This window comes from Nocardioides sp. BP30 (assembly GCF_029873215.1).
GTDB lineage: Bacteria > Actinomycetota > Actinomycetes > Propionibacteriales > Nocardioidaceae > Nocardioides.
This window is the reverse complement of record NZ_CP123620.1, coordinates 1,751,111-1,776,833: the sequence shown is the minus strand read 5'-3', so window position 1 is coordinate 1,776,833 and position 25,723 is coordinate 1,751,111. Positions and strand designations below refer to the sequence as shown.

Genomic DNA, 25,723 nt, shown 5'->3' with positions numbered 1-25,723 from the left:
ATCCCACGCGCCACGCAGCCGTAGAGTCACGCCCGTGCCCCGGTCCGCAGGCGTGTCGTTCCCCGTCTTCGGCCGCCGCCTGGTCCTCCTGGTAGCCACGGCCGTGGCGGCCTGCACCTCCCCTGCCCAGGGCGACACCTGGTGGGCGCTGCGGGCCGGTCGCGACATCTGGCATCGCCGCACCGTGAGCCTGACCGACCGCTACTCCTACACCGCCTACGGCGACCGCTGGCCCGACCACGAGTGGCTCTGGCAGGTGCTGGCCTACGCGCTGCACGCCGTCGGCGGCCTCCCGCTGCTCACCCTCGCGGTCGGCCTGATCGCAGGCGGGACCCTCGCGCTGTCCACCGCCGCGGGCGAGGTACGGCGTACCGACCTCGTGGTGCTGATCCTGGCGGTCCCGGGTGTCATCGGCGGCTGGGCGCTGCGCCCGCAGGTGCTCAGCATGCTGCTGTTCGCGCTCACCCTGTGGCTGCTGCGCAACCGGCGCTGGTGGTGGTGCGTGCCGGTGATGCTGGTGTGGGCCAACGCGCACGGCGGGGTCGTCTTCGGTGGGCTGGCGCTCGGCTCGGCGTGCGTCGCGGCGCTCTGGCACCGCCGCCACCTGCCGGTGCTGCTGGTCGTGACGGCGCTCGGCGCGCTCGCCACGCTGGCGACGCCGCTGGGCACCGGGCTGTGGCACTACGTGCTCACGTCCGGCAGCCGTCCGTTCGAGGAGCGCATCACCGAGTGGCGCCCGGCGTACGAGCACCTGACCTTCTACACACTGGCCTTCTGGGTGTGGGTGGGGCTGACGGTGCTGGCCCTCGCCGTACGCCGCCGGCGGCTGGGGACCTTCGAGGCGAAGCTGGGTCTGGTCTCGACGCTGGCGGTGCTGCCGCTGGCGATCGACGCGAACCGCAACATGACGATGTTCGTCCTGGCCGCGACGCCGCTGCTGGTCGTGCTGCTGCGACGCGAGCGGCCGGCGGTGCGCGCGCACGACACCGTGCCGTTCGGCCGACCGGTGCTGGCCGGTGCAGCGGTCGTCGCAGCGGTGGTGACGGCACTGGTCTACCTCGCCCCGCCCGACGACCTGGGCTGGCACCCGATGAGCACCCCCGTCGCGCGGGCGATCGAGCGCTGCCCCGGGCACGTCTACACCAGCTACGACTCCGGGGCGTACCTGATCTGGTTCACCCCCCAGGTGCCGGTCTTCGCCGACAATCGCCAGGATCCCTACCCCGAGCGGATCCTCGACCTGAGCGTGCTCGCCGCCGATTCGCCCTACGTCGGCGTCTTCGAGCAGTACGACGTCAGGTGCGCCGCGCTGCTCAGCTGGGGCACCGGCGCCGTCGACACGCTGCACCGCGACGGCTGGACCACCGCACTCGACGACGACGGCTGGGTCGTGCTCACCGCTCCGGGCACGACGCTCGCGCGTGCCCTAACCTCGGCGTCATGACGTTCTCGATCGTGGCCAGGTCCGCCGACGGCAGCACGTGGGGTGTGGCCGTCGCCTCCAAGTTCCTCGCGGTGGGCAACGCCGTGCCGGCCGCCGTCGCCGGCGTGGGCGCCATCGCCACCCAGGCGAGTGCGAACGTCGCCTACAAGGGCCTCGCCCTGGCCCACCTCGACGACGGCGCGACCGCCGCTGTCGCGCTGCAGCGGCTGCTCGAGGAGGACGAGGGCCGCGACCACCGGCAGGTCGGCATCGTCGACGTGGACGGCGGTGCCGCCTCGCACACGGGCCCGGCCTGCTTTCCGTGGGCCGGCAGCCTGACCGGCGAGGGCTACGCCATCCAGGGCAACATCCTCACCGGCTCGGAGGTGGTCGAGGCCATGGAGCGCGCCTGGCTGGACAGCGCCGAGGAACCCGACCTGGCACGGCGTCTGCTGGCCGCGCTCACCGCCGGCGACGCCGCCGGGGGTGACTCGCGGGGACGGCAGTCGGCCGCGCTCCTCGTCGTACGTGAGGAGGCGGGGTACGGCGGCGCCGACGACATCGCCGTCGACCTGCGCGTCGATGACAACGGCTCCCTGCCGGACGGCGATCCGATCGCCGAGCTCGCCCGGCTGCTCGACCTCAACGACCTCTACCTGACCGCCTCCACCGAGGAGGAGAAGGTGCCGGTGACCCCGGAGCTCGAGGCCGAGCTGAGCGCGTTCGCCGAGCGCGAGGGCTCGCGTGACTTCCTGTCGTGGGTGGGTGCGCAGAACTACGAGATGCGGGTGGCCGAGGACCTGTCCTGGATCGACCAGCGGATCCTGGCGATCGTCCGGGCGTCATGAGCGATCCGGCCGGCGCCGATCGCGCGATCCTGGCCATCGACGCCGGCACCACCGGGGTCACGGCACTGGTGGTCGGCCGCGACGGCGGGATCCTCGCCCGCGGCTACCAGGAGTTCGGCCAGCACTTCCCTCGGCCGGGCTGGGTCGAGCACGTGCCCGAGGAGATCTGGCAGGCGACCCTGGAGGCATGCCGGGAGGCGCTGCTCGGCGTCGGCCGGGAGCGGCTGGCCGGGATCGGCATCACCAACCAGCGCGAGACGGTCGTCCTCTGGGACCGCGAGACGCTCGGCTCGCCGCGCCGCGCCATCGTGTGGCAGGACCGGCGCACCGCCGGACTCTGCACGGAGATGGCCGCACACGAGGACCGGGTCTCCGCCCTGACCGGGCTTCGGCTCGATCCGTACTTCTCGGCGACCAAGCTGGCCTGGATCCGCGAGCACGAGCCGCACACCTGGGCGCACGTGGAATCGGGTCGGTACGCCGTCGGCACGGTCGACTCCTACCTGATCGCGCGGATGACCCGCGGCCTGCACCACCTCACCGACGTCTCCAACGCCTGCCGCACCCTGCTCTTCGACCTGGAGAGCGGCGACTGGTCCGATGAGCTGTGCGCGCTCTTCGGCGTACCGCGCGATGCGCTGCCCGAGCTGGTACCCAACTGGGGCGAGCTCGCCGTCAGCGACGCACGCTCCTTCCTGGACCTGTCGCTGCCGGTGGCGGGGATCGCCGGCGACCAGCAGTCCGCTCTGTTCGGGCAGACCTGCTTCGCGCCCGGCGAGGTGAAGTGCACCTACGGGACGGGCTCGTTCATCCTGACCAACACCGGCTCGTCCGTGGTCCGCTCGGATGCGGGGTTGCTCTCGACCGCCGCGTGGCGCTCCCCGGCGGGCGAGCTGACCTACGCCCTGGAGGGCTCGATCTTCGTGACCGGCGCCGCCGTGCAATGGCTGCGCGACGGACTGCAGATCGTCGGCTCTGCGGCCGAGACCGAGGCGATCGCCACCACCGTGCCGTCCTCGGACGGCGTGGTGTTCGTGCCGGCCCTGACCGGCATGGGCGCACCGCACTGGGACCCGACGGCGCGCGGCCTGATCATCGGGCTGACCCGCGGCACCACACGCGGGCACATCGTCCGGGCGACGCTGGAGGCGATCACCTTCGAGGTGCGCGACGTGGTCGCCACGATGCCCTCGGTCCGGGCACTCAAGGTGGACGGCGGCGCCGCCGCCAACAACCTGCTGTGCCAGCTGCAGGCCGACCAGCTGGGCCTCGAGGTGTCGCGCCCGCGCCACGTCGAGACGACCGGGCTGGGGGCGGCGTTCCTGGCGGGGTTGGGCGTCGGGGTGTGGTCGTCGTACGACGACCTGCGCGAGACCTGGGCCCTGGACCGGACCTTCTCGCCGGCGGCCGACCGCTCCAGCGCCGACGCCGATCACGCGCGGTGGCTGAAGGCGGTGGAGCGGGCCAAGTCCTGGAGTTGATTCGGGCCTCCGTCCCGGTCGAGTCGGGGCTCCGTCCCGGTCGAGTCGGGGCTCCGTCCCGGTCCAATCGGGGCTCCCTCCCGGTCCAATCGGGGCTCCCTCCCGGTCGAGTCGGGGCTCCCTCCCGGTCGAGTCGGGGCTCCCTCCCGGTCGAGTCGGGGCTCCGTCCCGGTCGAGTCGGGGCTCCGTCCCGGTCCAGGCCCCACTCAACCCGGACGCAGGCCCCACTCAACCCGGACGCAGGCCCCACTCAACCCGGACGCAGGCCCCACTCAACCCGGACGCAGGCCCCACTCAACCCGGACGCAGGCCCCACTCAACCCGGACGCAGGCCCGACTCGACCTGGGCGGCAGCGTCCCGGCGGCGTACGGCGGACGCCACGGCCGTCTCCGCCTGGGTATGGGTCTCCTCGGCCTCGGCGAGCTCGTCGTCGACCTCCTGGGCGGTCTCCTCCAGCTCGGCGAGCCGGCGCCGGAGTTCATCGAGCTCCGCCTGCACCTGGAGCGACCGCGCCTGCAGCCGTTCCAGGTCGGCCGCGGCAGCGTCCCGCTCCGCCTCCGCCTCGGTCACCGCGGTGTCCGCCTCGGCCAGTGCCGCCCGGGCCTCCTCCAGGGCTCGCCGATCGGGCTCGGGGTCGGGGACGACGCGCAGCGAGACGGGCGGATCGGCGACCGGCGCGGCCGCGAACCCGAGCGCGTCGGGCAGCGCCACCGCCGAGGCCGCGTCCACCGGGCCGACACCGGTAGCGCGCAGCGGAGCCACCAGCAGGCCCGAGCGCACCGCCTGGGCTGCGAGCGGGTCGATCATCGCGGCCGTCAACGTCTCCTCGACCTGCTCGGCCACCTGCTCGGTCACCTTCAGTCCCACCGACCTCGCCAGGGCCCGCGCCCGCACCGTCAGGGCGGCGGTCAGCTGGCGCCGCTGCTTGGTCAGCTCGCGCAGCGCTGCCGCGTCCATCCCCTCCTGGGCCTGCCGCAGCGCATCGCCGACGGCGATCATCCGGGTCACCTGGTCGTTCTCGCGGCGTACCAGCAGGTCGACCACCCAGGCCGCGGTCGCAGGCTTGCGCAGTGCCTTCACCGGCCCGGCGAGCTGCTGGCCCTTCAGCTCACGCGCCCGGGCGTCGCGCGCGGCGGTGAACTGCGCCAGCGGCAGGCCGTAGAGATCCTCCGCGATCGCCAGCAGCGCATCGGCGGTCATCGCTGGAAGCGTCCGCGGCGGTGGTGCAGCGCCTCGGCGTCCTCACCCAGCTCGATGTGGTCGATCTGCGCCGTCACCAGCAGCGACCAGCCCACCTCGGCGAGCTCCTCGACCGTCACCGCCGCCCAAGCGGCCGCGTCCACGAGCCGCGGCCCCCACTCGGAGTCCTCGAACGTACCGGTACGGAACGGGCCGCCGGGAGCCGGCGCCGTACCCCCGAAGGCCTCGGCCAGCTGGCGGTGCGACCAGGCCAGCAGCTGCACCACCGCCCGTGAGCCGACCTCCAGGGACTCGCCCAGCTCACTGTCCGGATCGACGAGCAGCAGCAGCCGCCCCGGCGTGCCCTGGGCCACCATGAGCGAGGAGACGGTCAGACCCGCCCGGTCCGCACCCGACCCGTGGGTCACGAGCGCGACAGCGCCACCAAGCCGACCGCGTAGCCGCCGTACGGGGTCGTCCTCGGTCGGGAACGGGTGACCGCTGTGGATCGTCACGCGGCCGGCTTGTCGCCCGTCCGGTTGCGCTTGTCGTCGGCACGGTCGCCGGACCGCTCACCCGAGGTGCCGGTGTCGCGCTTCTTGGCCTCGGTCGCGTAGAGGTCGACGTACTCCTGACCGGAGAGGCGGAGGATCTCGTACATGATCTCGTCGGCGATGGCCCGCAGGATGAAGCGGTCGTTCTCCATGCCCTCGTAGCGGGAGAAGTCCAGCGGCTTGCCGTAGCGGATCACCGGCTGCACGATCTTGCCGAACTTCTTGCCGGGAGGCGCGATGACGTCCGTCCCGATCACGGCGACCGGGACGACCGGCGCCTTGGTCTCCAGCGCCAGCCGGGCCACGCCGGTGCGGCCGCGGTAGAGCTTGCCGTCGTGCGAGCGGGTGCCCTCGGGATAGATGCCGAAGAGCTCGCCGTCGCCCAGCACGCGACGGGCGGCGATCAGTGCCCCCTCGGCCGCGGACGCACCGGAACGATCGATCGGGACGTTCCCGGTGCCGGCGAAGAACGTCCGCTGGAACCAGCCCTTGGGGCCCTTGCCGGTGAAGTACTCGTCCTTGGCCACGAACCGCACCATCCGCGGCAGGCCGAGCGGCATGAAGAGCCAGTCGGAGTAGGACAGGTGGTTGCTGGCCAGGATCGCCGGGCCGGTGGTGGGGACGTTCTCCACGCCTTCCCACCGGGGCCGGAAGACCAGCTTGAGCCACGGGCCGATGACGACGTGCTTGAGCACCGAGTAGAACGTCTTCTCGTTCACGGGCCGAGCCTATCGGCAAATCGATCGGTGGCCGCCCTGCGATCACTGCGGCACAATGCCGGGCATGGCGGAGCAGACCGAGACGTCCACGTCCTCACCGGACCACGCAGACCTCCACGCGCCGCTGTCGGTGGCCGCGCGGCCCGAGCTGACCGGCGGCCGCCGCATCGGCGTACTCCTCTCGCACGGCTTCACCGGGTCGCCCTATTCGATGGTCCCGTGGGGACGCTCACTGGCCGATCTCGGGTACGCCGTCGAGGTCCCCCGGCTGCCCGGCCACGGCACGACCTGGCAGGAGATGAACGGCACCACCTGGTCCGATTGGTACGCCGAGGTCTCGCGCGCCTTCGCCAAGGTGCAGGCCGAGAACGACGTGGTGGTGGTAGCCGGCCTCTCGATGGGCGGTGCCCTCGTCCTCCGCCTCGCCGCCGACCACGCCGATGCCATCGCCGGGGTGGTGGTGGTCAACCCGGCCGTCGCGACCAAGCGCCTGGACGTGAAGCTGCTGCCGGTCGTGAAGCACCTCGTCCGGTCCTTCCCCGGCATCGCCAGCGACATCAAGAAGGAGGGCGTGGCCGAGCACGGCTACCTCCGCACACCGCTGAAGGCCGCGCACTCGATGTTCCGTGCGTGGCCCGAGCTCGTCGCCGACCTGCCGAAGGTGACAGCGCCGGTGCTCTACTTCCGTTCGACGGTCGACCACGTCGTCGACGCCGCCTCCCAGCCGCTGATCACCTCGCGGGTCTCCGGCCCGGTGACGGTGCGCGAGCTGCCCAACAGCTACCACGTCGCCACCCTCGACAACGACGCACAGCTGATCTTCGACGAGTCGGCCGCCTTCGTCGCCCGGGTGACCGCCGGCTGAAGACTCGGACTAGGTAGCCCTGGATCGCCGTCCTACTCTGGTGGGGTGAGCGAACCGGTGAGCGACCCGGACAAGGCTGCGCAGGACGCGGCCTGGCAGGAGATCGTGGAGAACTTCGGCGAGCGCGTCGAGCTCTCGGACGATGACCTCGCGCGGCCCGAGCCGGTCGAGCTGATCTTCGACGACGATGTCGACGAGCCGTTCGAACCCGACCCGGAGATGTACGACGAGGACTACGACGACGGCTTCGTCGCCCCCAGGCCGGCACTCCCCCGCCCCTCTCCGGACCGGCTGTTCGCCTGGATCGGTGTACTCGGGGCCCCGGTGATCGCCATCGTGCTGTTCGTGCTGCGCGCGACGCTCAACTGGTGGATCCCGAACTGGGTCGTCGACTTCCTGATCCTGGGATTCCTGGTGGGCTTCGGCTACCTGGTCTTCCACATGCCGCGCGAGCCGCGCGATCCGTGGGATGACGGGGCGCGTCTGTAGGTCGACTCGGGCCTGCGTCCGGGTTCAGTCGGGCCTGCGTCCGGGTTGAGTCGGGCCTGCGTCCGGGTTCAGTCGGGCCTGCGTCCGGGTTGAGTCGGGCCTGCGACACCGGCCGTCGTTCGGGGTTGGTCTGAGGAAAAACGAAAGGCGTGGGCCAGTACCAGCGTGGCCCGGTGTCTTGGCTGGGTCGGGAGCCTTCCCTACGGTTGCGTCGGGCCACCATGGCTGTGATCCAGTACGACGAGCACGCGCCCCGATGTGGCATCACAACAGGGGGTTGACCACACACATCCGACCACCTAGGATTCGAACATGCGTTCGAACTGATCTCTCTCGGTGGTGATCCCTCATGCATCAGATCCAGGCGACACTCGCCACGATCGCTGCTGCCCTCGATGAGGCCACGGACGCGAACCCGGTCTTCCTCGCGACACCGGACAAGGCAGACGTGCTCGCACGACTGGAGCAGATCACCGCACGTGTGGCCGAGCTACGACTCCGCGTGATCGCCTCCGCACAGGACGTGGCCGAGGAGGTCGGTGCCCGCGATGTCGCAGCCTGGCTAGTGGCGCAGCACCGGGTCGAGAGTCCCGCCGCGCACGCCACCCTTCGGTTGGCCCGGGAATTAGAGACTCGGCCGGTGGTCCGGGCAAGGCTCGCGCAGGGTCGGTTCAGTCTCGAGCACGCCCGCGTGATCCTCCGTGGCTTGGACGACCTGCCCGACGACCTACCCGCCGAGGTGCTGGCGCGGGCGGAGGTCACCCTGTGCGACCTCGCCGGGGAGCACCGCCCCAAGGACCTGCGCCGCCTCACCAGCCACCTGCTGGAGGTCATCGCCCCCGAGGTCGCGGAAGCCGCCGAGGCCGAGGCGATCCGTCGGCTCGAGGAGACCGCGAACGCGAACGCCACGCTGTCGATCACCGACCAAGGTGACGGGACGACCAGGATCCACGGCATCGTGCCCGAGGTCGTGGGTCATCGGTTGCGGACCTACCTGCAGGCCTACACCCAGCCCCGCATCGCCGCCCTGGAAGCCGACGGGAAGGTCCAGCCCCGCAGCCGGCTCCTTGCGCACGCGTTCGCCCAGCTCCTGGAGAACACCGACCCCACCCGACTCCCCGCCCACGGCGGCGACGCGACCACGGTGGTGGTGACCATGACGCTGGACCAGCTACGGGCCGGTCTGGGTGTTGCGTGGCTCGATGACGGCACCCCGATCAGCACCGGGGAGACCCGACGGCTGGCCTGCACCGCGGGGATCATCCCCGCCGTCCTCGGCGGCAACTCCGAACCCCTCGATCTGGGCCGCACCCGACGACTCTTCACCCCAACCCAGCGCAAGGCCCTCGCCCTACGAGACAAACACTGCCGCACCGAAGGCTGCACCGTCCCCACCGCCTGGTGCGACGCCCACCACGACCAACCCTGGAGCCACGGCGGCCACACCAACCTCGCCCACGGATCCCTCCTCTGCGGACACCACCACAGACGCGCCCACGACCCGAACTATTACACCGACAGATCGAAAAATGGAGAATACCGGTTTCGACTCAGAAACAACCGAGGAACCTTCTCCACAGATATGAGTTCACGGCTTCCCTCTACATAACCCGTCGCGTTACGGTCAGCGTCAGCGCCATTCCGCTCGGGAGGGATCGATGCGCCGTTTGTTGTTGCTGTCTGTTCTGCTGACCGCACCACTCGCCGGTTGTGGCGGTGGGGCGCAGGACCGTGCCGACGGTCCCTCCAGGGGATCTGTCACCGCGCCCGGGATCCCTACGATCACCGCCGGCTCTTCGAGTGCGAAATCGTCGATGCCGACGCGTGAAACGGCGAGGCAGTTCATTCGTCGCTGGCAGGAGACCGCCGACGATATGCAAAGGACGGGCGACACATCGACCTTCGACGGCCTGAATGACGCATCGTGCCATTCATGTGCCACGTTCGAGAAAAGCATCATCCATATCTACGCCGCCGGTGGACACGTGGAGGCAAAACCGACGCACATTAACTGGGTGAGACGCAGCCTTGCGGTCAAATACGGGGCCGAGGTCAGCTATCGCGTGCGCGAGACCGCTGGACCGAGCCGCTATCAGGAGAAGTCGGGAGGCAGCTGGAAGTACCTCGCGGGCGGCACCGACACTCAGATCCTGTACCTGAGGAGAAGCTCAGGAGCATGGCAGGTGGTCGAGTACGCGCAGCTCGCAGGGAGTGCCTCGTGAGGCTGATCCTCGCCCTTCTCTGCGCCACGGCGACGGTTGCACTGGTTCCAGCAGCCTCGCATGCAGAAGGCTGCACGGGAGGCGCGACGCTGCAACAGGTGGGCGAGATCTGCGCTATCTCCGGGCATGACGCGGCCACCATCGCCAGCTCCGGCGACGGCGGAGACCGCATCAACTACACCTTCAAGCCCAACTGCCACGAAGGAACACGGGTCTGCTCGGAGACTCCCACCTGCACGGCGGAGGACGGCGGCGAGGGCGAGGATCTGCTGGTCTACGAGGGCTCGGCGAAGGTCGGCGAGACGTGTTGGACCGGGAAGGCCGCCGACCCGCAGCTGCCGACCCCCGATCGGGTGATGGCGGCGGCACGCAGGCTCTCCTGGCCGGCCGCCACCTTGATCATCCAGCCGCCGGACGGCGAGACCCTGGTCAACTTCGCGACGAACTTCTACACCACCACCACCCAGCACCAGATCCGGACCGTGTCGCTCCTCGGCGTTCGCGTGACCATCGACGCCGCGCCGGCGGCGTACACCTGGCTCTTCGGTGACGGTGAGAGGCAGACCGGCAGCGATCCCGGCGCGGCCTACCCGGCGATGGGCGTCGAACACCGCTACCGGACCAGGGGAACGGTGAGCGCGCAGGTCGACGTCACCTACCGCGGCCGCTACCGCTTCGGCACCGGACCCTGGCAGCCGCTGCCCGACACGCTGGCGGTCCCCGGCACCGCCCGACAGCTCCGCGTACGCACCGCCACCCCGCTCCTCGTCGGCGGCTGAGCCCGTCCTCAGCAGACCGCGCGCGCCAGCGCCGCTGCTCCCACGACGCCGGCCTCGGGGCCGAAGTGCGCCCGCACGACCGGCGGGACGATGCGGTGCGCCGCCCCGACCAGCGACTGCTCCAACGCCGACCGGGCAGGGGCGAGCAACAGGCCGTCAGCAGCGGAGACGCCGCCGCCAACCACCACCAGCTCCGGGTCGAACGCCGCGACCAGGTTCGCGATGCCGATGCCGAGCCACTCCCCGACCTCCTCGAAGGCCTGCAGCGCGAGGCTGTCGCCCCGCTCGGCCGCGGCCGTCACCATCGGGCCGGTCAGCGCGTGCGGGTCGCCCCCGGTGAGCTCCGCGAGCAGCGTGGTGCCGGCGTACGACTCGTGCCACATCCGGCCCCGGGCGTAGCGCACCAGCGCGTTCCCGGAGGAGTACTGCTCCCAGCAGCCCTCGCCACCGCACTCACAGCCCCGGCCGTCCGGCACGACCTGCATGTGCCCGAACTCCCCGGCCATGCCGTTGCGCCCGCGCAGCAGGGTGCCGCCCAGCACCACCGCACCTCCGATGCCGGTGCCCATCGTCACCATCAGTACGTCGCGCGCAGCCCGCGCCGCACCGAGAGCGATCTCGGCCCGGGCCGCACAGTTGGCGTCGTTGTCCAGGGCGACGGGCAACCCCCACCGCGTCTCCAACCGGGACCGGGTCGGATCGTCGCGCCACGGCAGGTGGGGAGCGAACATCACCCGCTCGCCGTCCGCGTCGACGAAGCCCGCCGCCGCGATGCCCACCGCCGCGATCGGCCGGCCGGCGGCCGCCTCCTCGATCGCCTCGGTAAGCGCGTCCTCGACCAGCTCCACCTCGACCCGTCGGCCGGGCGTGGTACGGCGCGCGATCGGCCCGACCTCACCCTCCTCCGAGACGGTCGCCGCCATCACCTTGGTGCCGCCGATGTCGACGCCGATGTACACGCCCGCGGGTGTGTCCGTCCCGTCGGCCATCGGCGCTACCGCCGGGCCAGGTCTGCCGCGCCGATGAGACCGGCGCTGTTGCCCAGGCTCGCGCCCCGGATGTCGAGCTCGGGACGGTGGCCGCGCCCGGTCAGCTGGTTGCGGAAGGCCGTGCGCGCCGGGCCCAGGAGCAGCTCCCCGGCATCGGCGACGCCGCCGCCGATCGCCACCACAGCCGGGTCCAGCACGGCAGTGAGCGAGGCGATGCCCTCGCCCAGCCAGGTGCCGAGCGTGGCCAGTGCCTCGATCGCGAACGGGTCGTCGGCCTGCGCGGCGGCCGTCACCATCGGTCCGTTGATCGCCGCCGGGTCGCCCCCCGCGCGCGCCAGCACGCCGTCGGCACGACGGTCGCCCTCCAGGGCGGCAGCGCGGACGTCACGCACCAGCGCGTTGCCCGACGCGTACTGCTCGAAGCAGCCGAGGTTGCCGCAGCCGCAGATGATCCCGTTCGGGACCACCCGCATGTGCCCGATCTCGGCACCGACGCCGAAGGCGCCACGGTAGAGCTCGCCGTCCAGCACCAGGCCGCCGCCGACCCCGGTGCCGACGGTGACGAGGAGAAGGTCGTCCACGTCGGCACCCGCGCCGTACGCGAACTCACCCCACGCCGCCGCGTTGGCGTCGTTCTCGATCACGACCGGCAGCTCGACCTGCTTCTCCAGGCCCTGGCTCAGGTTCACGTCGCGCCAGGCGATGTTCGGCGCGAACATCACGGTGCTGCGCCCCTTGTCGATGTAACCGGCGGCTCCGACGCCGACCGACGAGATCTCGTGACGGCTCTTCAACTCGAGCACGACCGAGGCGATCGCCGCCTGGATCGCGTCGGGGTCGGTCGCCGGGGAGGTCACGCGCAACTCCTCGACGATGGTCCCCTTCTCGTCGACCACGCCTCCGAGGATCTTCGTGCCGCCGACGTCGACGCCACACGCGAGTGCGGTCACTCCTGGTTCTCCTGTCCATCGCTGGAGTCATCCGGCCAGTCATCGGACCAGCCATGCTCCGGGTCGAGGTCGATCTTCTCCACCGAAGGGCCTCTACGGGAAGTCGAGCCCGATTCCGCCGCTGCGGTGATCACCGCCGAGACGGCTTGCATGAGCGAGGCGGCCGCCGAGGCGAGGTGCACCATGACCTCGGGCGAGGCCTCGCGTACGACGTGCACGGTGCGGCAGATCGGGCAATAGGTGCATTCGGGCGCGCCGGTGGCCAGGTGCTCGCCGAGGTCGCGCGCCGCCTCCCGGCCGAGGTCGGACGCGGCGGCCTGCGCGTGCCCGGCCAAGCCGGCCAGACCCGTCGTCAGACCGACGGCGAGGTTGTTGGCGACGTCGCCGCCGTGCTGCTTCGCCCAGTCGCCGAGCGCTCCGAAGAGGCGGGCCGCCTCCTCGGCGGCGCTGCCCAACGGCTCGTGTCCGGACTGGTGATCGGCACCTGGCCGATCACCCGCATCCTCGGTCACAGCTGCTCCTCCCCGGCTCCGGCTGCGGTCTTTCGCTCGCGGAACCGTACCTGCAGCTCGCCCTTCTCCACACGCGCCCCCGCCACCTGGAGCCTGGCGAGTCCCGCCGGCAGGCTCAGCAGGCGTCGGTAGGACCCGACCGTGACGACCAGGTCGTCGCCGTTGCGACCCAGGTGCACCTGCTCGCGCGCCGCGCCCGGCAGGGCCAGGTGCGCGATCGCGCCCTCACCGGTACGCGTGATCCGGAACGGCCCCGCCCCGCTCGGTACGGCGAGGGCGTCGGCGCCGGCGTAGACCCCGTCGGCCAGTGCCACCAGGGCGGCCACGCCGACGGGCTCCCGCGGCCGGTAGACCGACCGCCAGACGGGCAGCCCCGGGAACGACTCGTCCACCTCGGCCAGGACCTCGTCCTGCGCCACCACCCACCCGGCGCGCCAGTCGTCGGCGCCGTCGGCGGGGAAGACCCGGTTCGCGACCACGCCGTCGACCCGGTAGCCGTAGAGCGAGAGCGTGGTGAAGCTGCGTCGGGCCTCCGCCGCGACGACCCGCTCCGGGGTGAGCACCAGCCGGACCGAGGCCGCCGGGCCCGCCAGCAGCTCGCGCACCTCGCGCAGCTCGGCATGCAGTCGCTCGACCGCGTCGAAGACGGACTCCGCGGGCATCGGCACCCCGGCGGCCCGGGTGAGCACCGGCTTGAGGGCCTTGGTCAGGCGGCGCTGCATGGGCAGGATCCGCTGCATGTACCAGCCCAGTGCCTCCGGCAGCGCCAGCAGCCGCAGCGTCTCGGCCGTCGGCGCGCAGTCGACCACGATGACATCCCAACGGCCCGAGCGCGCCTGCTCGCGCAGCTCCAGGAGCGCCAGGACCTCCTCGGCGCCCGGGATCACGGTCAGCTCCTCGGCGGCGACGGGGTCCACCCCTACCACCTCCAGCACGCTCAGCAGGTAGCCCTGGATGTCGGCCCACGACTCCTCGAACCGCCGCTGCGCATCGATCTGCTGGACGAACAGGCCCGGTGCCACCTCCGTGGGTGAGCCGTCGGGGATGGCCGCGCCGTACGCGTCGGCGAGTGAGTGCGCGGCGTCGGTCGACATCACGAGGGTGCGCCGGCCCGCAGCGGCGGCCTGGGCGGCCGTGGCGGCGGCGACCGTCGACTTGCCGACGCCGCCCTTGCCGGTGAAGAGCAGGACCCGCATGCCCTCGGACCGGCCGGGCGTGCGGCTCTCGGGGGAAGAGGCCGCTGTCACAGCGACTCGACGCGCGTCTTCAGCCCCCGCAGCGCGGTCTCGATCAGGATCTTCTCGCCCTTGCGCTTGAGCATGCCGATCAACGGGATGCTGACGTCGAGGGAGAGCTGGTAGGTGACCTCGGTGGAGCCGTCACCGAGGTCGCGCAGCAGGTAGGCCCCGTCGAGCGTGCGCAGCAGGGTGCCCTTCACCAGGGTCCAGGAGACCTTGCGCTCGCCGTCCCAGACGTAGGACAGCGTGTAGTCGTCCTTGATCGGCGGCACGTCCAGGACGAAGTGGACCTGCTCGGCACGGCCGTCGGGGCTCGTCGAGAGCGGCTCGGCGACCTTCATGCCCTTGGCCCAGGTCGGATACGACGGGAAGTCGGCGATCACGTCCATCACCGCGCCAGGAGCCGCCTGCACGACGATCGATGAGGTGGTCTGTTCGGCCATGAGATGCCTTCGCGTTTCGGGCCGGTGCGGCGGGCTCGGTTGACGGGCTCCGACCTTTGTCGGACGGATTCGCAGCGTACCGGATGGCGGGGAGGGATCCCGCGGGACATCTGGTCGGAGTAGTGTGCCGGAGTTCACCTACCAGCAGTATGTGCGGAGGAAGTAGTGCGCGAGTTCTCGACCCCGGCCACCCTCGAGCTCCCGACCGCGGGAAACCTGACGGACGACGTCGTGAGCAACGCGCGCGACTTCCCCGAATCGGTGGCCTTCAGCCGCCCCGGCCCCGGCGGCTGGGAGGACGTCACCGCCGCGCAGTTCCACGCCGAGGTGGTGGCGGTGGCCAAGGGCCTGATCGCCTCCGGCATCGAGCAGGGCGACCGGGTCGCGCTGTTCTCCAAGACCCGCTACGAGTGGACCCTCCTGGACTACGCCATCTGGTTCGCCGGTGCCGTGACGGTGCCGATCTACGAGACCTCGTCGGTGGAGCAGGTGCGCTGGATCCTGGAGGACTCCGGTGCGCGCGGGATCGTGGCCGAGGGGCCCGACCACATCGCCCGGGTCGCCGAGGCGCGTCACGACCTGGAGTCGCTCACCAGCGTCTGGTCGTTCGCGGACAACGCCGTCGACGTGTTGGTCAGGCTCGGCGGCGACGTCGCCGACGAGGAGGTCGAGAAGCGTCGTACGGCGATCGTCCCGGCCGACCCCGCCACCTTGATCTACACCTCCGGCACCACCGGACGGCCGAAGGGCTGTGTGCTCACCCACAGCAACTTCATGGTCGAGCTCGGCGTCGCCGTCGACGAGCTGGAGCGGCTCTTCCAGACCGAGAACGCCAGCACGCTGCTCTTCCTCCCGCTGGCGCACGTCTTCGCCCGGATCATCCAGATCGGCTGCGTCAAGTCGCGCACCCGACTGGGCCACTCCCCCGACATCACCCATCTGCTCGACGACCTCGGCGGCTTCAAGCCGACCTTCATCCTCGCGGTCCCGCGGGTCTTCGAGAAGGTGTACAACACCGCCTCCCAGAAGGCCGCGGCCGACGGCAAGGGCAAGATCTTCAACGTCGCCACCGATGTGGCCATCAACTACTCGCGCGCCGACGAGGCCGGCCGGGTGCCGCTCGTGCTGCGTGCCAAGCACGCCCTGTTCGCCCGGCTCGTCTACGGCAAGCTGCTGGCGGCGCTGGGGGGCAGCTGTCAGTTCGCGGTGTCCGGCGGCGCGCCCCTGGGCGAGCGGCTGGGTCACTTCTACCGCGGCATCGGGCTGACGGTCCTGGAGGGCTACGGCCTCACCGAGACCACCGGCGCCCTGACGGTCAACCTGCCCGACGCGCTCAAGATCGGCACCGTCGGACGGCCGCTGGCCGGCACCTCGGTCAGGGTCGCCGACGACGGCGAGCTGCTCTTCAAGGGCGGGCAGGTCTTCGGCGGCTACTGGAAGAACGAGACCGCCAGCCGCGAGGCGCTCGACGACGGCTGGTTCCACACCGGCGATCTCGGCGAGGTCGACGACGAGGGCTTCGTGCGGATCACCGGCCGCAAGAAGGAGATCATCGTGACCGCCGGCGGCAAGAACGTCGCTCCCGCCGTCCTCGAGGACCGGTTGCGGGCGCATGTGCTGGTCGACCAGTGCATGGTGGTCGGTGACGGCCAGCCGTTCATCGGCGCGTTGGTGACGCTCGACCCGGAGTCGCTGCCGACCTGGGCCGAGGCGCACGGCAAGCAGGGCGGCGTGGAGGAGCTGTACGACGACGCCGACCTGCGGGCCGAGGTGCAGCGCGCCGTGGATGACGCCAACAAGGCGGTGTCGCACGCCGAGGCGATCAAGAAGTTCGTCATCCTCCCCGACGCGTGGACCGAGGAGGGCGGCCAGCTCACCCCCAGCCTGAAGCTGAAGCGCGGCGTCGTGATGCGGGAGTTCCACGACGAGGTGGAGGCGCTCTACCGGCGCTGAGAGCAGGGCACTGCGGCGGCGATCTCGCCGCGGTGCCGAACGACGGTGCCGCACCACAGGGCGGACACAGCAGCCGGACAGACACGCCCGAACATTCGGGACTCTCGACCCAGAAAAATGGCCCGATCGCGCTACGGTCGGCGCCGGGGGACGACTCGAACGGATCGCTGGAAACTCCTTACCAACTGTCCTGGTCATCCCTACAGTCGTCCCCGGGGAGCAAGGGTCCGCAGTCGCGGAGGCCTGGGGGACCTCCCCGGACTGATGTGACGGAAGGCCGTGATGGACCGACGCAGAATTCTCGTGGTGGCTGCAGCGGTGGTGGCGGCGCTCGGCGTCGTCCTGGTGCTGCTCTACGTCCGGGGCGCCGATCATCGGGCCCAGGACAGGTTCGCCACCGTCGAGGTCCTCACCGCCACCGGACAGATCAATCCCGGCGAGACGGTCGAGCAGGCGTCCGCCGCCGGCAGGCTGGCCCTGCGCGCCGTCACCCGCAACGAGCTCCTGGACGGCTACCAGACCAACACCGCCGGCCTGGCCGGCCAGGTCGCGCTGACCACGATCTACCCGGGCGAGCAGATCATCGCCTCGAAGTTCGGCACCAGCGCGGCGCCGATCTCGGCGCTGACGATCCCCGACGGGATGGTGGCCATCTCGGTCAATCTCACCGACCCTGCTCGCGTCGCCGGCTTCGTCGTCCCCGGCTCGCAGGTGGCCGTCTTCGTCAACGGCACGACGGCAGGGCAGCCCTACACCCGCCTCCTGCTGCCCAAGGTCCAGGTGCTGGGCGTCGGCTCCACCACGCCCGTCTCGACCACCACCGCCGGCAGCCAGGGCCAGACGACCGGCGAGCAGCTGCCGAGCACGCTGCTGACCCTGGCCGTCGATCAGCAGGAGGCGCAGAAGGTGCTCTTCGCCCAGGGCAACGGCCAGCTCGCCTTCGCCCTGCTCACCGACAGCAGCAGGGTCGCGCCCGGCCCCGCCACCACCCTCGGCAGCCTCTACAAGCAGGGCTGAGGACCATGCCCGTCGTCGTCGAAGCCGATCAGCAGGTGGCCGCCGGCCTGCTGCGCAGCCTCCCCTCCGGCACCCAGGCGGTGCCCGACACGGAGCGCATGCGCGCGTGGATGGCCCAGCACCCGGACGAGTACGTCGTCGTCCTCGGGCCGACCATGCCGCTCCCGGACGCACTGGCCGCCTGCGAGGGCCTCCGTGTCACCCGTCCGGCCGCCTCCGTGGTGCTGGCGCGCGCCGAGGTCTCGGCCGAGGTCTTCGCGCAGGCCGTCGCCGCGGGCGCGCGCGAGGTGATCCCGGCCGGATCGCCCGAGGCCGTCAGCGAGGCTGCGGAGCGTGCCTATCGTCTCTTCACCGCGCTGCGTGGTGCTGCAGCCGTGGGTCCCAGCGAGGGCAAGGTGCTGACCGTCTGGTCGCCGAAGGGCGGCGTCGGCAAGACCACGATGGCGGTGAACCTCGGCCTCGCGCTGGCCGAGAAGGGAGCCCGGCGTGTCTGCGTGGTCGACCTGGACCTCGCCTTCGGCGACGTCGCGATCACCATGCAGCTGTTCCCGACCCACTCGATCGAGCACGCCGTCGGCTCGGAGGACGCGATCGACACCGAGCTGCTCGAGGGTCTGCTGACCCGCCATCACGACGCGATGATGGTGCTCGCGGCCCCCTCGCACCCCGACGTCCGTGACCGGATCTCGGCGACCCTGGTCTCCCAGGTCATCCGGACCCTGAAGCAGACGTTCGACTACGTCGTCGTCGACACCGCACCGGCGTTCGACGAGCAGACCCTCACGGCCCTCGACGAGACCGACGACATCGTTGTCGTGGCCACCCTCGACGTACCCACCCTGAAGAACGTCAAGGTCGCCCTGGAGACCCTCGACATGCTCGACATCGCGTCCGATCACCGGCACCTGCTGCTCAATCGCGCCGACGACGAGGTCGGGATCAGCGCCGACCGGGTGGAGGGCATCCTCGGGATGCGGCCCAGGGCGCGGGTGGCCAGCTCGATCGAGATCGCCGCCGCCACCAACGCCGGCAAGCCGATCGTGCTGCGCGACCCGCACCATCCCACCAGCCTCGCCATCCGGGAGTTGGCCTCGCTGCTGGCCGGTCAGAGCGTCGGGCCGCCGGCCGGGGTGAGCACGGCCACCCGAACGGCGCCGCAACAGCGGGGGTTCCGGTGGAAGCGCAGGTAGGCCGATGAGCCTCGCCGATCGGCTCGCCGCCGCACGACGCGCCGAGGTCGAGAACCACGGCGTGGGATCACCCCCGGACGAGCCCGAGCACGCGCCGGCCCGAGCAGCTGACAGCGGCAGCGAGACCGGCAGCGAGACCGGCAGTCACCCCGGAGACGACGCAGCTGCCGAGCAGGCAGGGCCTGCGGAGCCGCCGCGCGCCGCCGACGACTCCCCCGTGGCCCGCGCCGTACCGGACCAGACCGCCGGCAAGCGCCGCGCCGACAGCCCCGGCCGTGCGCCGACGCCTTCGGGCGACGGCCTGCCGCAGCGACGGGCGATAGCGGTCCAGCAGCAGGAGCGGATCGAGGAGCTCAAGGCCAGCGTGCACGCCGAGCTGGTCAAGCAGCTGGGCCCGCACCTCTACGACGTCGACATGGACCAGCAGGAGCTGGACCGGCAGGTCCGGGCGGTGCTCGCGGAGGTTCTGGGCAGCCAGGACCGTCCGCTGTCCAGCAGCGACCGCGCCCGGGTCAGCCAGGAGATCGGCGACGACATCCTCGGCTACGGCCCGATCGAGCCGTACCTTCGCGATCCGGAGGTCTCCGAGGTGATGGTCAACGGCCACGACCGGATCTGGCTGGAGAAGGGCGGCCGGCTGACCCGTGCCGAGGCGCACTTCAGCGACGAGGCCCACCTGCGCCGCACCATCGACAAGATCGTCTCCCGGATCGGCCGCCGCGTCGACGAGTCGTCCCCGATGGTCGACGCGCGGCTGCCCGACGGCTCCCGCGTCAACGCTGTCGTGCCGCCGCTGTCGATCGACGGCTCCGCGCTGACCATCCGCAAGTTCGCGGCCGATCCCTACACGGTGGCCGACCTGGTCCGGTTCGACACGCTCACCGCCGCGGCCCGCGACTTCCTGGAGGCGGCGGTGCGCGGCCGGCTCAACATCGTGGTCTCCGGCTCCACCGGCGCCGGGAAGACCACCACGCTCAACGTCCTGTCCGGCTTCATCCCCGGCGACGAGCGCATCGTGACCATCGAGGACGCCGCAGAGCTGCAGCTCAAGCAGGACCACGTGGTCCGGCTCGAGTCGCGGCCGGCCAACATCGAGGGCAAGGGCGCCGTCACCATCCGCGACCTGGTCCGCAACAGCCTGCGGATGCGGCCCGACCGGATCATCGTCGGCGAGGTCCGCGACGCCTCCGCGCTCGACATGCTGCAGGCGATGAACACCGGCCACGACGGCTCGATCTGCACCCTGCACTCCAACGGCCCGCGCGACACGCTGTCCCGCCTGGAGACGATGGTGCTGATGGCGGGCATGGACCTCCCCGTCCGGGCGATCCGCGAGCAGATGGCGGCCGCCGTGGACCTGATCGTGCACCAGACCCGCTTCAAGGACGGCACCCGCCGGATCACCCACATCACCGAGGTCGAGCGGATGGAGGGCGAGGTGATCACCCTGCAGGACGTGTTCGCCTTCGACAGCGCTGCCGGCTTCGACGCCGAGGGACACGCACGCGGGCACCTGCGACCCACCGGCCTGCGGCCGAGGGTGTTGGAGAAGATGGCCTACGCCAACGTGACGGTCGACCCGCTGCTCTTCACCACGGATCGGTTCCGGTGACCGGCGTGGGCAGGCTCGTGCGTGCGGCGCCTCTCGCGCTGGCGTGCCTGACGCTGCTGCTGGCCGCACCGGGCATGCCCGCATACGCCGCCGGCGGCGCCCAGATCGACCACTTCGAGCAGACCCCGGGCGGGCTGTCGATGCTGGTCGCGGTGCCGGCCGACGCCACCGTGGAGCTGGGTGCGGTCACGGTGAGTGTGGCGGGACGCCCCGCCACGGCCGCTGCACAGGAGGGGTCGTCCGGGCGGGTCCGGCGTACCGCCGTGCTCGCGATGGACACGAGCGTCTCGATGACCGGCGCGAAGTTCGCAGCCGCGAAGGCGGCGGCCGCCGCCTACGTGCGGGCCCTGCCCGCCGACGTCTACCTGGGCATCGTCACCTTCGGCGGCTCGGTACGGACGGCTCTGGTCCCGACCCGGGACCGTTCCTCGGTGGCCGGCATCCTGGACGGGCTGTCGTTGAGCGCCGGCACGTTGCTCTACGACGGCGTCGGGGCTGCACTGAGGGCGGCCGGCAGCTCCGGACAGCGCTCGATCCTGGTCCTCTCCGACGGCACCGACACCCGGAGCGCCGAGAGCCTCGCCCGGCTCACCGGCGCCGTCGCGCAGGCCGACGCGCTGCTCGACGTGGTCGCCGTCTCCGACGGTGGTGGCACCAGGCCGTCGCTGCAACAGCTCGCCGCGGCCGGCAGGGGATCGGTGCTGCCGTCGGACCCCACAGCGCTCGCGCGGACCTTCGCCGCCGAGGCCGGCGTGCTGGCACGGCAGGTGCTGGTCACCGCTCAGCTGCCGGCCGGCCTGACCGCCACCAGCGGGACCGTCGAGGTCATGCTGCCGACCGCCGAGGGCGGCACGCTGGACGCCTCGGCGTACGACGACCGGTTGCAGGCGTCGGCGCCGGCGCCGGCTGCCGATCCGACACACCGTTGGGTGCTGCCCGCCTGGGTGATGTACGCCGGCATCGGGGCGCTCGCCGTCGGACTCGCCGGCCTGGTCCTGACGCTGCTCCCGCGGCGCCGGGCCGGGACAGCGGAGGAGCTGGTCACGAACTACACCGCCCGCACCGGCGCCGGCACGCTCGTGAGCGGCGGTACCGGCCGTGGCCTCCCCCGGCTGGACGCGGAGCAGGCGCTAGCCTCGGCTACGACCGCCGCCGCCGGCCTGCTGCGACGCAGCAGGGGGCTCGAGGACCGGATCGCGCACGCCCTCGACGGTGCCGGCAGCGACCTGAAGCCCGCCGAGTGGCTGCTCCTGCACGTGGCGATCGCGCTGGTGGCCGGCGTGGTCGGGCTCCTCGTCGGCGGCGGCTCGGCCCTGGTGGCGCTCGTCCTGCTCGCCGTGGGCGTGCTCGGCCCCTGGGCCTCGTTGCTCCTACGGCGCCGCCACCGCCGGCGCCGCTTCGACGACTCCCTGCCCGAGACGCTGCAGCTCATGTCCGGCTCGCTGTCGGCGGGGCTGTCGCTGGCGCAGACCGTCGACACCGTCGTCCGCGAGGCGAACGACCCGATCGCCGGCGAGTTCCGCCGGGTGCTGGTCGAGACCCGGCTCGGCGTGGAGCTGGAGGACGCCCTCGACGGTGTCGCCGACCGCTTCGACAGCCCGGACTTCAGCTGGGTCGTGATGGCGATCCGGATCCAGCGGCAGGTCGGCGGCAACCTGGCCGAGCTCTTCGACACCGTCGCCGCGACCCTGCGCGAGCGCCAGTACGTCCGCCGGCAGGTGCTGGCGCTCTCCGCCGAGGGCAGGCTCTCCGCGATGGTCATCGGCGCGCTTCCGCCGGTCTTCCTGCTCTACCTGCTGCTGACGAACCGCGCCTACCTGCACCCGCTCTTCCACGACCCTCGCGGGATCGTGCTGCTGGTTTCCTCTGTCGTGTGGCTGGGCATCGGAGCCTTCTGGATGAGTCGTCTGGTGAAGGTGGAGGTCTGAGGTGGTAGCGCTGCTGGTGCTCGGCGTCGTCCTCCTGCTCGGGGCGCTCCTCCTGCTCAGCCTGGCGCTGCGCACCGACGAGGAGTCAGCGGGCGTCAATCGGTCGTTGGCGGTCCTCGAGACCATGGGCCAGGCGCCCAAGGAGCTCCGAGCCGAGCTGGATCTGCCCTTCGCGGACCGGGTGATCGCACCGCTGCGCGCGCGAGCACTCACCGTCGGCCGGCGGATCAGCGGCTCCGATGCGGGTGAGCGGCTCCGCCGCCGGCTCGATGCCGCCGGGAACCCGCCGGGGTGGACCGTCGACCGGATGGTCTCGGGGAAGGTGCTGTTCGGCGTCCTGGGGCTGATCCTCGGCGTGGCGATCGCCGCTCTGTTCCAGATCGGCCCGCTCACCGGCGTCGTGGTAGCGCTGGCGGGCCTGCTCGTCGGGTTCTTCGGCCCCGATCTCTACCTCTACCAGCGCACCTACGACCGCAACGAGCGGTTGCAGCGTGACCTGCCCGACGCGATCGACCTGCTGACTATCAGCGTCGAGGCTGGCCTCGGCTTCGACGCGGCCGTCCAGCAGGTGGCGGTCAAGACGCACGGGCCGCTCGCCGACGAGTTCACCAGGATGCTGCGCGAGATGCAGCTGGGTCAGGGTCGCTCCGAGGCCTTGCGGGGACTGGCCGAACGGTGCACGGTGGACGACGTGCGCGCCTTCGTGAGCGCGATGGTCCAGGCCGACGGCTTCGGCATCCCCATCGCCCAGGTCCTGCGGATCCAGGCGGGCGAGATGCGGATCAAGCGTCGCCAGCGCGCCGAGACCAGGGCGCAGCAGGTGCCGGTCAAGATCACGGTGCCCCTGATCTTCTTCATCCTGCCGTGCCTGTTCGTGGTCGTGATGGGTCCGGCGCTCCTCCACTCGATGGACAGCTTCTCGCGCCGATGAACCCGACCACGCCCGAGGCCAGCCTGTTGACCGACCCGCACCACCGCCGGGTCGCGGGGCTGGCCCGCGGGTTCGCGCTGGTCGCGACGCTGGTGCCGCTGCTGTGGACCCGGGACACCGGCTCGCTGGTGGCACTCGGGTTCATCGCCGCGATCTGGGCCGCCGTGACGCTGCTGGAGTGGCGCAGCCGCGTCACCCTCGACGTCATCGGGGGGATCGAGGCAGCCGGCGTCGGGCTGATCAGCGGCGTCGCCCTGGACCGGTCGCCAGTGGTCCTGGCGGCGCTGGCCATCGTGCCGTTCAGCGCCGGCCTGTACCGCGGCATCTGGGGTGTCGCGCTCTCGCTGGCGACCGAGCTCTTCGCGGTGCTCACCGCCGCGCTGGCCGTGCGGCACGGGATCACGCCCGAGCAGGGCTACAGCATCTTCAGCTGGTGCTTCGCAGGCCTCGGCGTCGGTCTGATCGCCACCTTCCTGCACAGTGCGCTGCAGCAACGCGCCGATCCGCTGGCGCCCTACCTCTACGCTCAGTCGCTGCTGCGCCAGCTGATCGACATCAGCGGCGGCTTCGACGGCGGTCTCGATCCGGTCGCGCTGGGCGGCGGGATCCTGGGCCAGGTCCGCGACGAGCTGCCGACCAGCTCGATGGCGCTCTACGTGACCCGCGGGGAGACCCTCACCCCGCTGGTGACCAAGGAGGTCGGCGCCACCATGGGCACCGGGTGGGAGGACGCGGCGCTGGCTGCCTGGGCCACCGCCGGGACCTTCGTGGAGGGCAACCTGTTCGCGGTGCCGCTGCAGTCCGCCCACGACGGCAGCGTCTCGGCCGTCGTGGTCGCGTGCCTCTCCGAGCGGGTCAGCGCCGAGAGCATGGGCCTGCAGGACCGGCTGGAGCGGTTGCGCCGCTCGCTGCAGGTCGGCGCGGTGCAGCTCGACACCGCGTTGCTGTTCGTGGCCTTCCGCGACTCCGCCACCGCCGAGGAACGACGGCGGCTGGCCCGCGAGATGCACGACGGGGTGGCCCAGGACATCGCCGGGCTCGGCTACCTCGTCGATGCCCTCGCCGGTACGGCGTCGACCCCGCAGCAGGCCGAGCGGATCGCTGTCCTGCGCGAGCGCATCAGCGCGGTGGTGGCGGAGATCCGCCGCTCGCTGGTCAACCTGCGCACCTCGGTCGGCGCCAGCGAGAGCCTGGGGGCGGCGATCGGCTCGATCGCCCGCAACCTCACCGAGGTCTCCGGTGTGCCCATCCACGTCACCCTCGACGAGACGACCGACCGGCTGCGGCCCGAGGTGGAGGCGGAGCTGTTCCGCATCACCCAGGAGGCGATGAACAACGCGATCAAGCATGCCCGGGCCTCTGCGATCGAGGTGCACTGCCAGGTGCGTGCCCCGCAGGCGCGGATCACCGTCAGCGACGACGGGCGCGGCATGCAGAGGCCGCGGACGGGCTCCCACGGACTCTCGATCATGCGGGAGCGGGCGCTGCTCATCAACGCCACCCTCGCGATGACCGAGCGGGACGGCGGCGGGGTGTCCGTCACCGTCGAGATCACTGATGGAACTGATGACGCCTCCGCTGCGGAGGCCGGGAAGGCGAGGGTGGACGCATGACCTCGGTGCTGTTGGTGGACGACCACGAGCTGATCCGCGAGGGCCTGGCGGGCGTGATCGACCTGGAGGAGGATCTCGACGTGGTCGCTCAGGCCGGTACCGTCGCCGATGCGCTCGCGCTCTACGCCCGGCTCTCCCCCGACGTGGTCGTCGCCGATCTGCAGCTGCAGGACGGCACCGGGCTCGACATCCTGCGCGCGATCCGGCGCCAGAGCAACACCACCGGCGTGGTGGTGCTCACCATGCACTCCGGGGACGACCAGATCTTCGCCGCGATGGAGGCCGGCGCCTCGGGCTTCGTCGGCAAGGACGCCCCCTCCCAGGAGGTCGTCCGCGCCGCCCGGCATGCGGCCGTCTCGCCGCGGTCGTTCGTCTGCTCAGGGCTGGTCGGAGCGATGATGCGCCGGCACACCAGCGAGTCGACCCGCCTCTCCGATCGCGAGCACGACGTGCTGGTCCTCCTCGCCGACGGACTGGGCGCGGCGGCGATCGGCGAGCGCCTCTACCTCTCGGAGTCCACCGCCAAGTCGCACATCGCCCGGATCTACCAGAAGCTCGGCGCCGCCAACCGGGCCCAGGCCCTCGTCACCGCCATGCGGATCGGGCTGCTCTCCAGCGTGAATCCCACCGGCTCCACGAGCTGACCCGGGACCACCCCGCTCCCCCGGATAGTCCGAACGGACTACGCCGGTCGGCACCATCACCCGATCCCCCGCGAGCCCTCCTCAGGTGACCATGGACACATCGGCGGGTGCGTTCGCCCCGCCCGGGGGAAAAGATCCTGAGG

Annotated in this window: 24 protein-coding genes; 16 read left to right on the top strand and 8 right to left on the bottom strand. The window is 71.5% G+C overall.

Going from position 1 to position 25,723, the window contains the following annotated elements:
• Positions 1-34 precede the first annotated feature (34 nt).
• The 3 genes from P5P86_RS08360 to P5P86_RS08350 are packed head-to-tail and all read left to right on the top strand — an operon-like array spanning position 35 to position 3,752.
• The gene (locus P5P86_RS08360) at positions 35-1,444 is read left to right on the top strand and encodes a hypothetical protein (RefSeq protein WP_280610859.1); all 1,410 of its coding nucleotides are present in this window, start codon (positions 35-37) and stop codon (positions 1,442-1,444) included.
• Complete coding sequence (locus P5P86_RS08355) at positions 1,441-2,271, top strand: DUF1028 domain-containing protein (RefSeq protein WP_280610858.1); 831 nt, start codon at positions 1,441-1,443, stop codon at positions 2,269-2,271. The genes P5P86_RS08360 and P5P86_RS08355 overlap by 4 nt, the downstream gene beginning before the upstream one ends.
• A complete protein-coding gene (locus P5P86_RS08350) occupies positions 2,268-3,752 on the top strand; it encodes an FGGY family carbohydrate kinase (protein ID WP_280610857.1) in 1,485 nt (494 codons plus the stop codon). The genes P5P86_RS08355 and P5P86_RS08350 overlap by 4 nt, the downstream gene beginning before the upstream one ends.
• 316 nt (positions 3,753-4,068) lie before the next feature.
• Here P5P86_RS08350 and P5P86_RS08345 read toward each other — a convergent pair whose 3' ends face one another.
• The 3 genes from P5P86_RS08345 to P5P86_RS08335 are packed head-to-tail and all read right to left on the bottom strand — an operon-like array spanning position 4,069 to position 6,205.
• Positions 4,069-4,953, bottom strand: coding sequence for a hypothetical protein (locus tag P5P86_RS08345; RefSeq protein ID WP_280610856.1), 885 nt, complete (start codon positions 4,951-4,953; stop codon positions 4,069-4,071).
• Positions 4,950-5,447 (bottom strand): flavin reductase family protein, encoded by a 498-nt coding sequence (locus tag P5P86_RS08340; RefSeq protein WP_280610855.1) that lies wholly within the window; start codon positions 5,445-5,447, stop codon positions 4,950-4,952. Before P5P86_RS08340 ends, P5P86_RS08345 begins: the two co-directional genes overlap by 4 nt.
• On the bottom strand, positions 5,444-6,205 hold the full coding sequence (locus P5P86_RS08335) for a lysophospholipid acyltransferase family protein (RefSeq protein WP_280610854.1): 762 nt from the start codon (positions 6,203-6,205) through the stop codon (positions 5,444-5,446). The genes P5P86_RS08340 and P5P86_RS08335 overlap by 4 nt, the downstream gene beginning before the upstream one ends.
• A gap of 64 nt (positions 6,206-6,269) precedes the next feature.
• On the opposite strand from P5P86_RS08335, the gene P5P86_RS08330 reads away from it, so the two are divergent.
• From P5P86_RS08330 to P5P86_RS08310, 5 genes are all read left to right on the top strand, one after another.
• A complete protein-coding gene (locus P5P86_RS08330) occupies positions 6,270-7,070 on the top strand; it encodes an alpha/beta hydrolase (RefSeq protein ID WP_280610853.1) in 801 nt (266 codons plus the stop codon).
• Positions 7,071-7,115: 45 nt separating this feature from the next.
• Positions 7,116-7,559, top strand: a complete 444-nt coding sequence (locus P5P86_RS08325) for a hypothetical protein (protein WP_280610852.1) — start codon at positions 7,116-7,118, stop codon at positions 7,557-7,559.
• A gap of 349 nt (positions 7,560-7,908) precedes the next feature.
• Positions 7,909-9,168 (top strand): HNH endonuclease signature motif containing protein, encoded by a 1,260-nt coding sequence (locus P5P86_RS08320; protein ID WP_280610851.1) that lies wholly within the window; start codon positions 7,909-7,911, stop codon positions 9,166-9,168.
• Positions 9,169-9,217: 49 nt separating this feature from the next.
• Positions 9,218-9,781 (top strand): DUF6318 family protein, encoded by a 564-nt coding sequence (locus P5P86_RS08315; protein ID WP_280610850.1) that lies wholly within the window; start codon positions 9,218-9,220, stop codon positions 9,779-9,781.
• A gap of 98 nt (positions 9,782-9,879) precedes the next feature.
• Entirely contained in the window at positions 9,880-10,560 is a 681-nt protein-coding gene (locus tag P5P86_RS08310; protein ID WP_280610849.1) for a hypothetical protein, read from the top strand.
• Positions 10,561-10,568: 8 nt separating this feature from the next.
• On the opposite strand, the gene P5P86_RS08305 is transcribed toward P5P86_RS08310, so the two are convergent.
• The 5 genes from P5P86_RS08305 to P5P86_RS08285 are packed head-to-tail and all read right to left on the bottom strand — an operon-like array spanning position 10,569 to position 14,692.
• On the bottom strand, positions 10,569-11,549 hold the full coding sequence (locus P5P86_RS08305) for an ROK family protein (RefSeq protein ID WP_280610848.1): 981 nt from the start codon (positions 11,547-11,549) through the stop codon (positions 10,569-10,571).
• Positions 11,550-11,554: 5 nt separating this feature from the next.
• Positions 11,555-12,499 (bottom strand): ROK family glucokinase, encoded by a 945-nt coding sequence (locus tag P5P86_RS08300; protein ID WP_280610847.1) that lies wholly within the window; start codon positions 12,497-12,499, stop codon positions 11,555-11,557.
• Entirely contained in the window at positions 12,496-13,011 is a 516-nt protein-coding gene (locus P5P86_RS08295) for a hypothetical protein (RefSeq protein WP_280610846.1), read from the bottom strand. The genes P5P86_RS08300 and P5P86_RS08295 overlap by 4 nt, the downstream gene beginning before the upstream one ends.
• Complete coding sequence (locus P5P86_RS08290) at positions 13,008-14,258, bottom strand: ArsA family ATPase (protein WP_280610845.1); 1,251 nt, start codon at positions 14,256-14,258, stop codon at positions 13,008-13,010. Before P5P86_RS08290 ends, P5P86_RS08295 begins: the two co-directional genes overlap by 4 nt.
• Entirely contained in the window at positions 14,255-14,692 is a 438-nt protein-coding gene (locus P5P86_RS08285; RefSeq protein ID WP_280610844.1) for an SRPBCC family protein, read from the bottom strand. The genes P5P86_RS08290 and P5P86_RS08285 overlap by 4 nt, the downstream gene beginning before the upstream one ends.
• A gap of 165 nt (positions 14,693-14,857) precedes the next feature.
• Here P5P86_RS08285 and P5P86_RS08280 point away from each other — a divergent pair, with 165 nt between their 5' ends.
• The 8 genes from P5P86_RS08280 to P5P86_RS08245 all read left to right on the top strand — a co-directional run bounded on the left by P5P86_RS08280 (position 14,858) and on the right by P5P86_RS08245 (position 25,580).
• Positions 14,858-16,645, top strand: coding sequence for an AMP-dependent synthetase/ligase (locus P5P86_RS08280; RefSeq protein WP_280610843.1), 1,788 nt, complete (start codon positions 14,858-14,860; stop codon positions 16,643-16,645).
• Positions 16,646-16,951: 306 nt separating this feature from the next.
• Positions 16,952-17,662, top strand: coding sequence for a Flp pilus assembly protein CpaB (gene cpaB, locus P5P86_RS08275; RefSeq protein WP_280610842.1), 711 nt, complete (start codon positions 16,952-16,954; stop codon positions 17,660-17,662).
• 5 nt (positions 17,663-17,667) lie between these two features.
• On the top strand, positions 17,668-18,852 hold the full coding sequence (locus P5P86_RS08270; protein ID WP_280610841.1) for a CpaE/TadZ family protein: 1,185 nt from the start codon (positions 17,668-17,670) through the stop codon (positions 18,850-18,852).
• 4 nt (positions 18,853-18,856) lie between these two features.
• On the top strand, positions 18,857-20,464 hold the full coding sequence (locus P5P86_RS08265) for a TadA family conjugal transfer-associated ATPase (protein WP_280610840.1): 1,608 nt from the start codon (positions 18,857-18,859) through the stop codon (positions 20,462-20,464).
• A 5-nt stretch (positions 20,465-20,469) separates the two neighbouring features.
• Positions 20,470-22,392: a type II secretion system F family protein gene (locus tag P5P86_RS08260; RefSeq protein ID WP_280610839.1), complete on the top strand. Its 1,923-nt coding sequence runs from the start codon at positions 20,470-20,472 to the stop codon at positions 22,390-22,392.
• A gap of 1 nt (position 22,393) precedes the next feature.
• Positions 22,394-23,323: a type II secretion system F family protein gene (locus tag P5P86_RS08255; RefSeq protein ID WP_280610838.1), complete on the top strand. Its 930-nt coding sequence runs from the start codon at positions 22,394-22,396 to the stop codon at positions 23,321-23,323.
• A complete protein-coding gene (locus P5P86_RS08250; RefSeq protein WP_280610837.1) occupies positions 23,320-24,936 on the top strand; it encodes a sensor histidine kinase in 1,617 nt (538 codons plus the stop codon). Before P5P86_RS08255 ends, P5P86_RS08250 begins: the two co-directional genes overlap by 4 nt.
• The gene (locus tag P5P86_RS08245) at positions 24,933-25,580 is read left to right on the top strand and encodes a response regulator transcription factor (protein WP_280610836.1); all 648 of its coding nucleotides are present in this window, start codon (positions 24,933-24,935) and stop codon (positions 25,578-25,580) included. Before P5P86_RS08250 ends, P5P86_RS08245 begins: the two co-directional genes overlap by 4 nt.
• Positions 25,581-25,723: the final 143 nt, after the last annotated feature.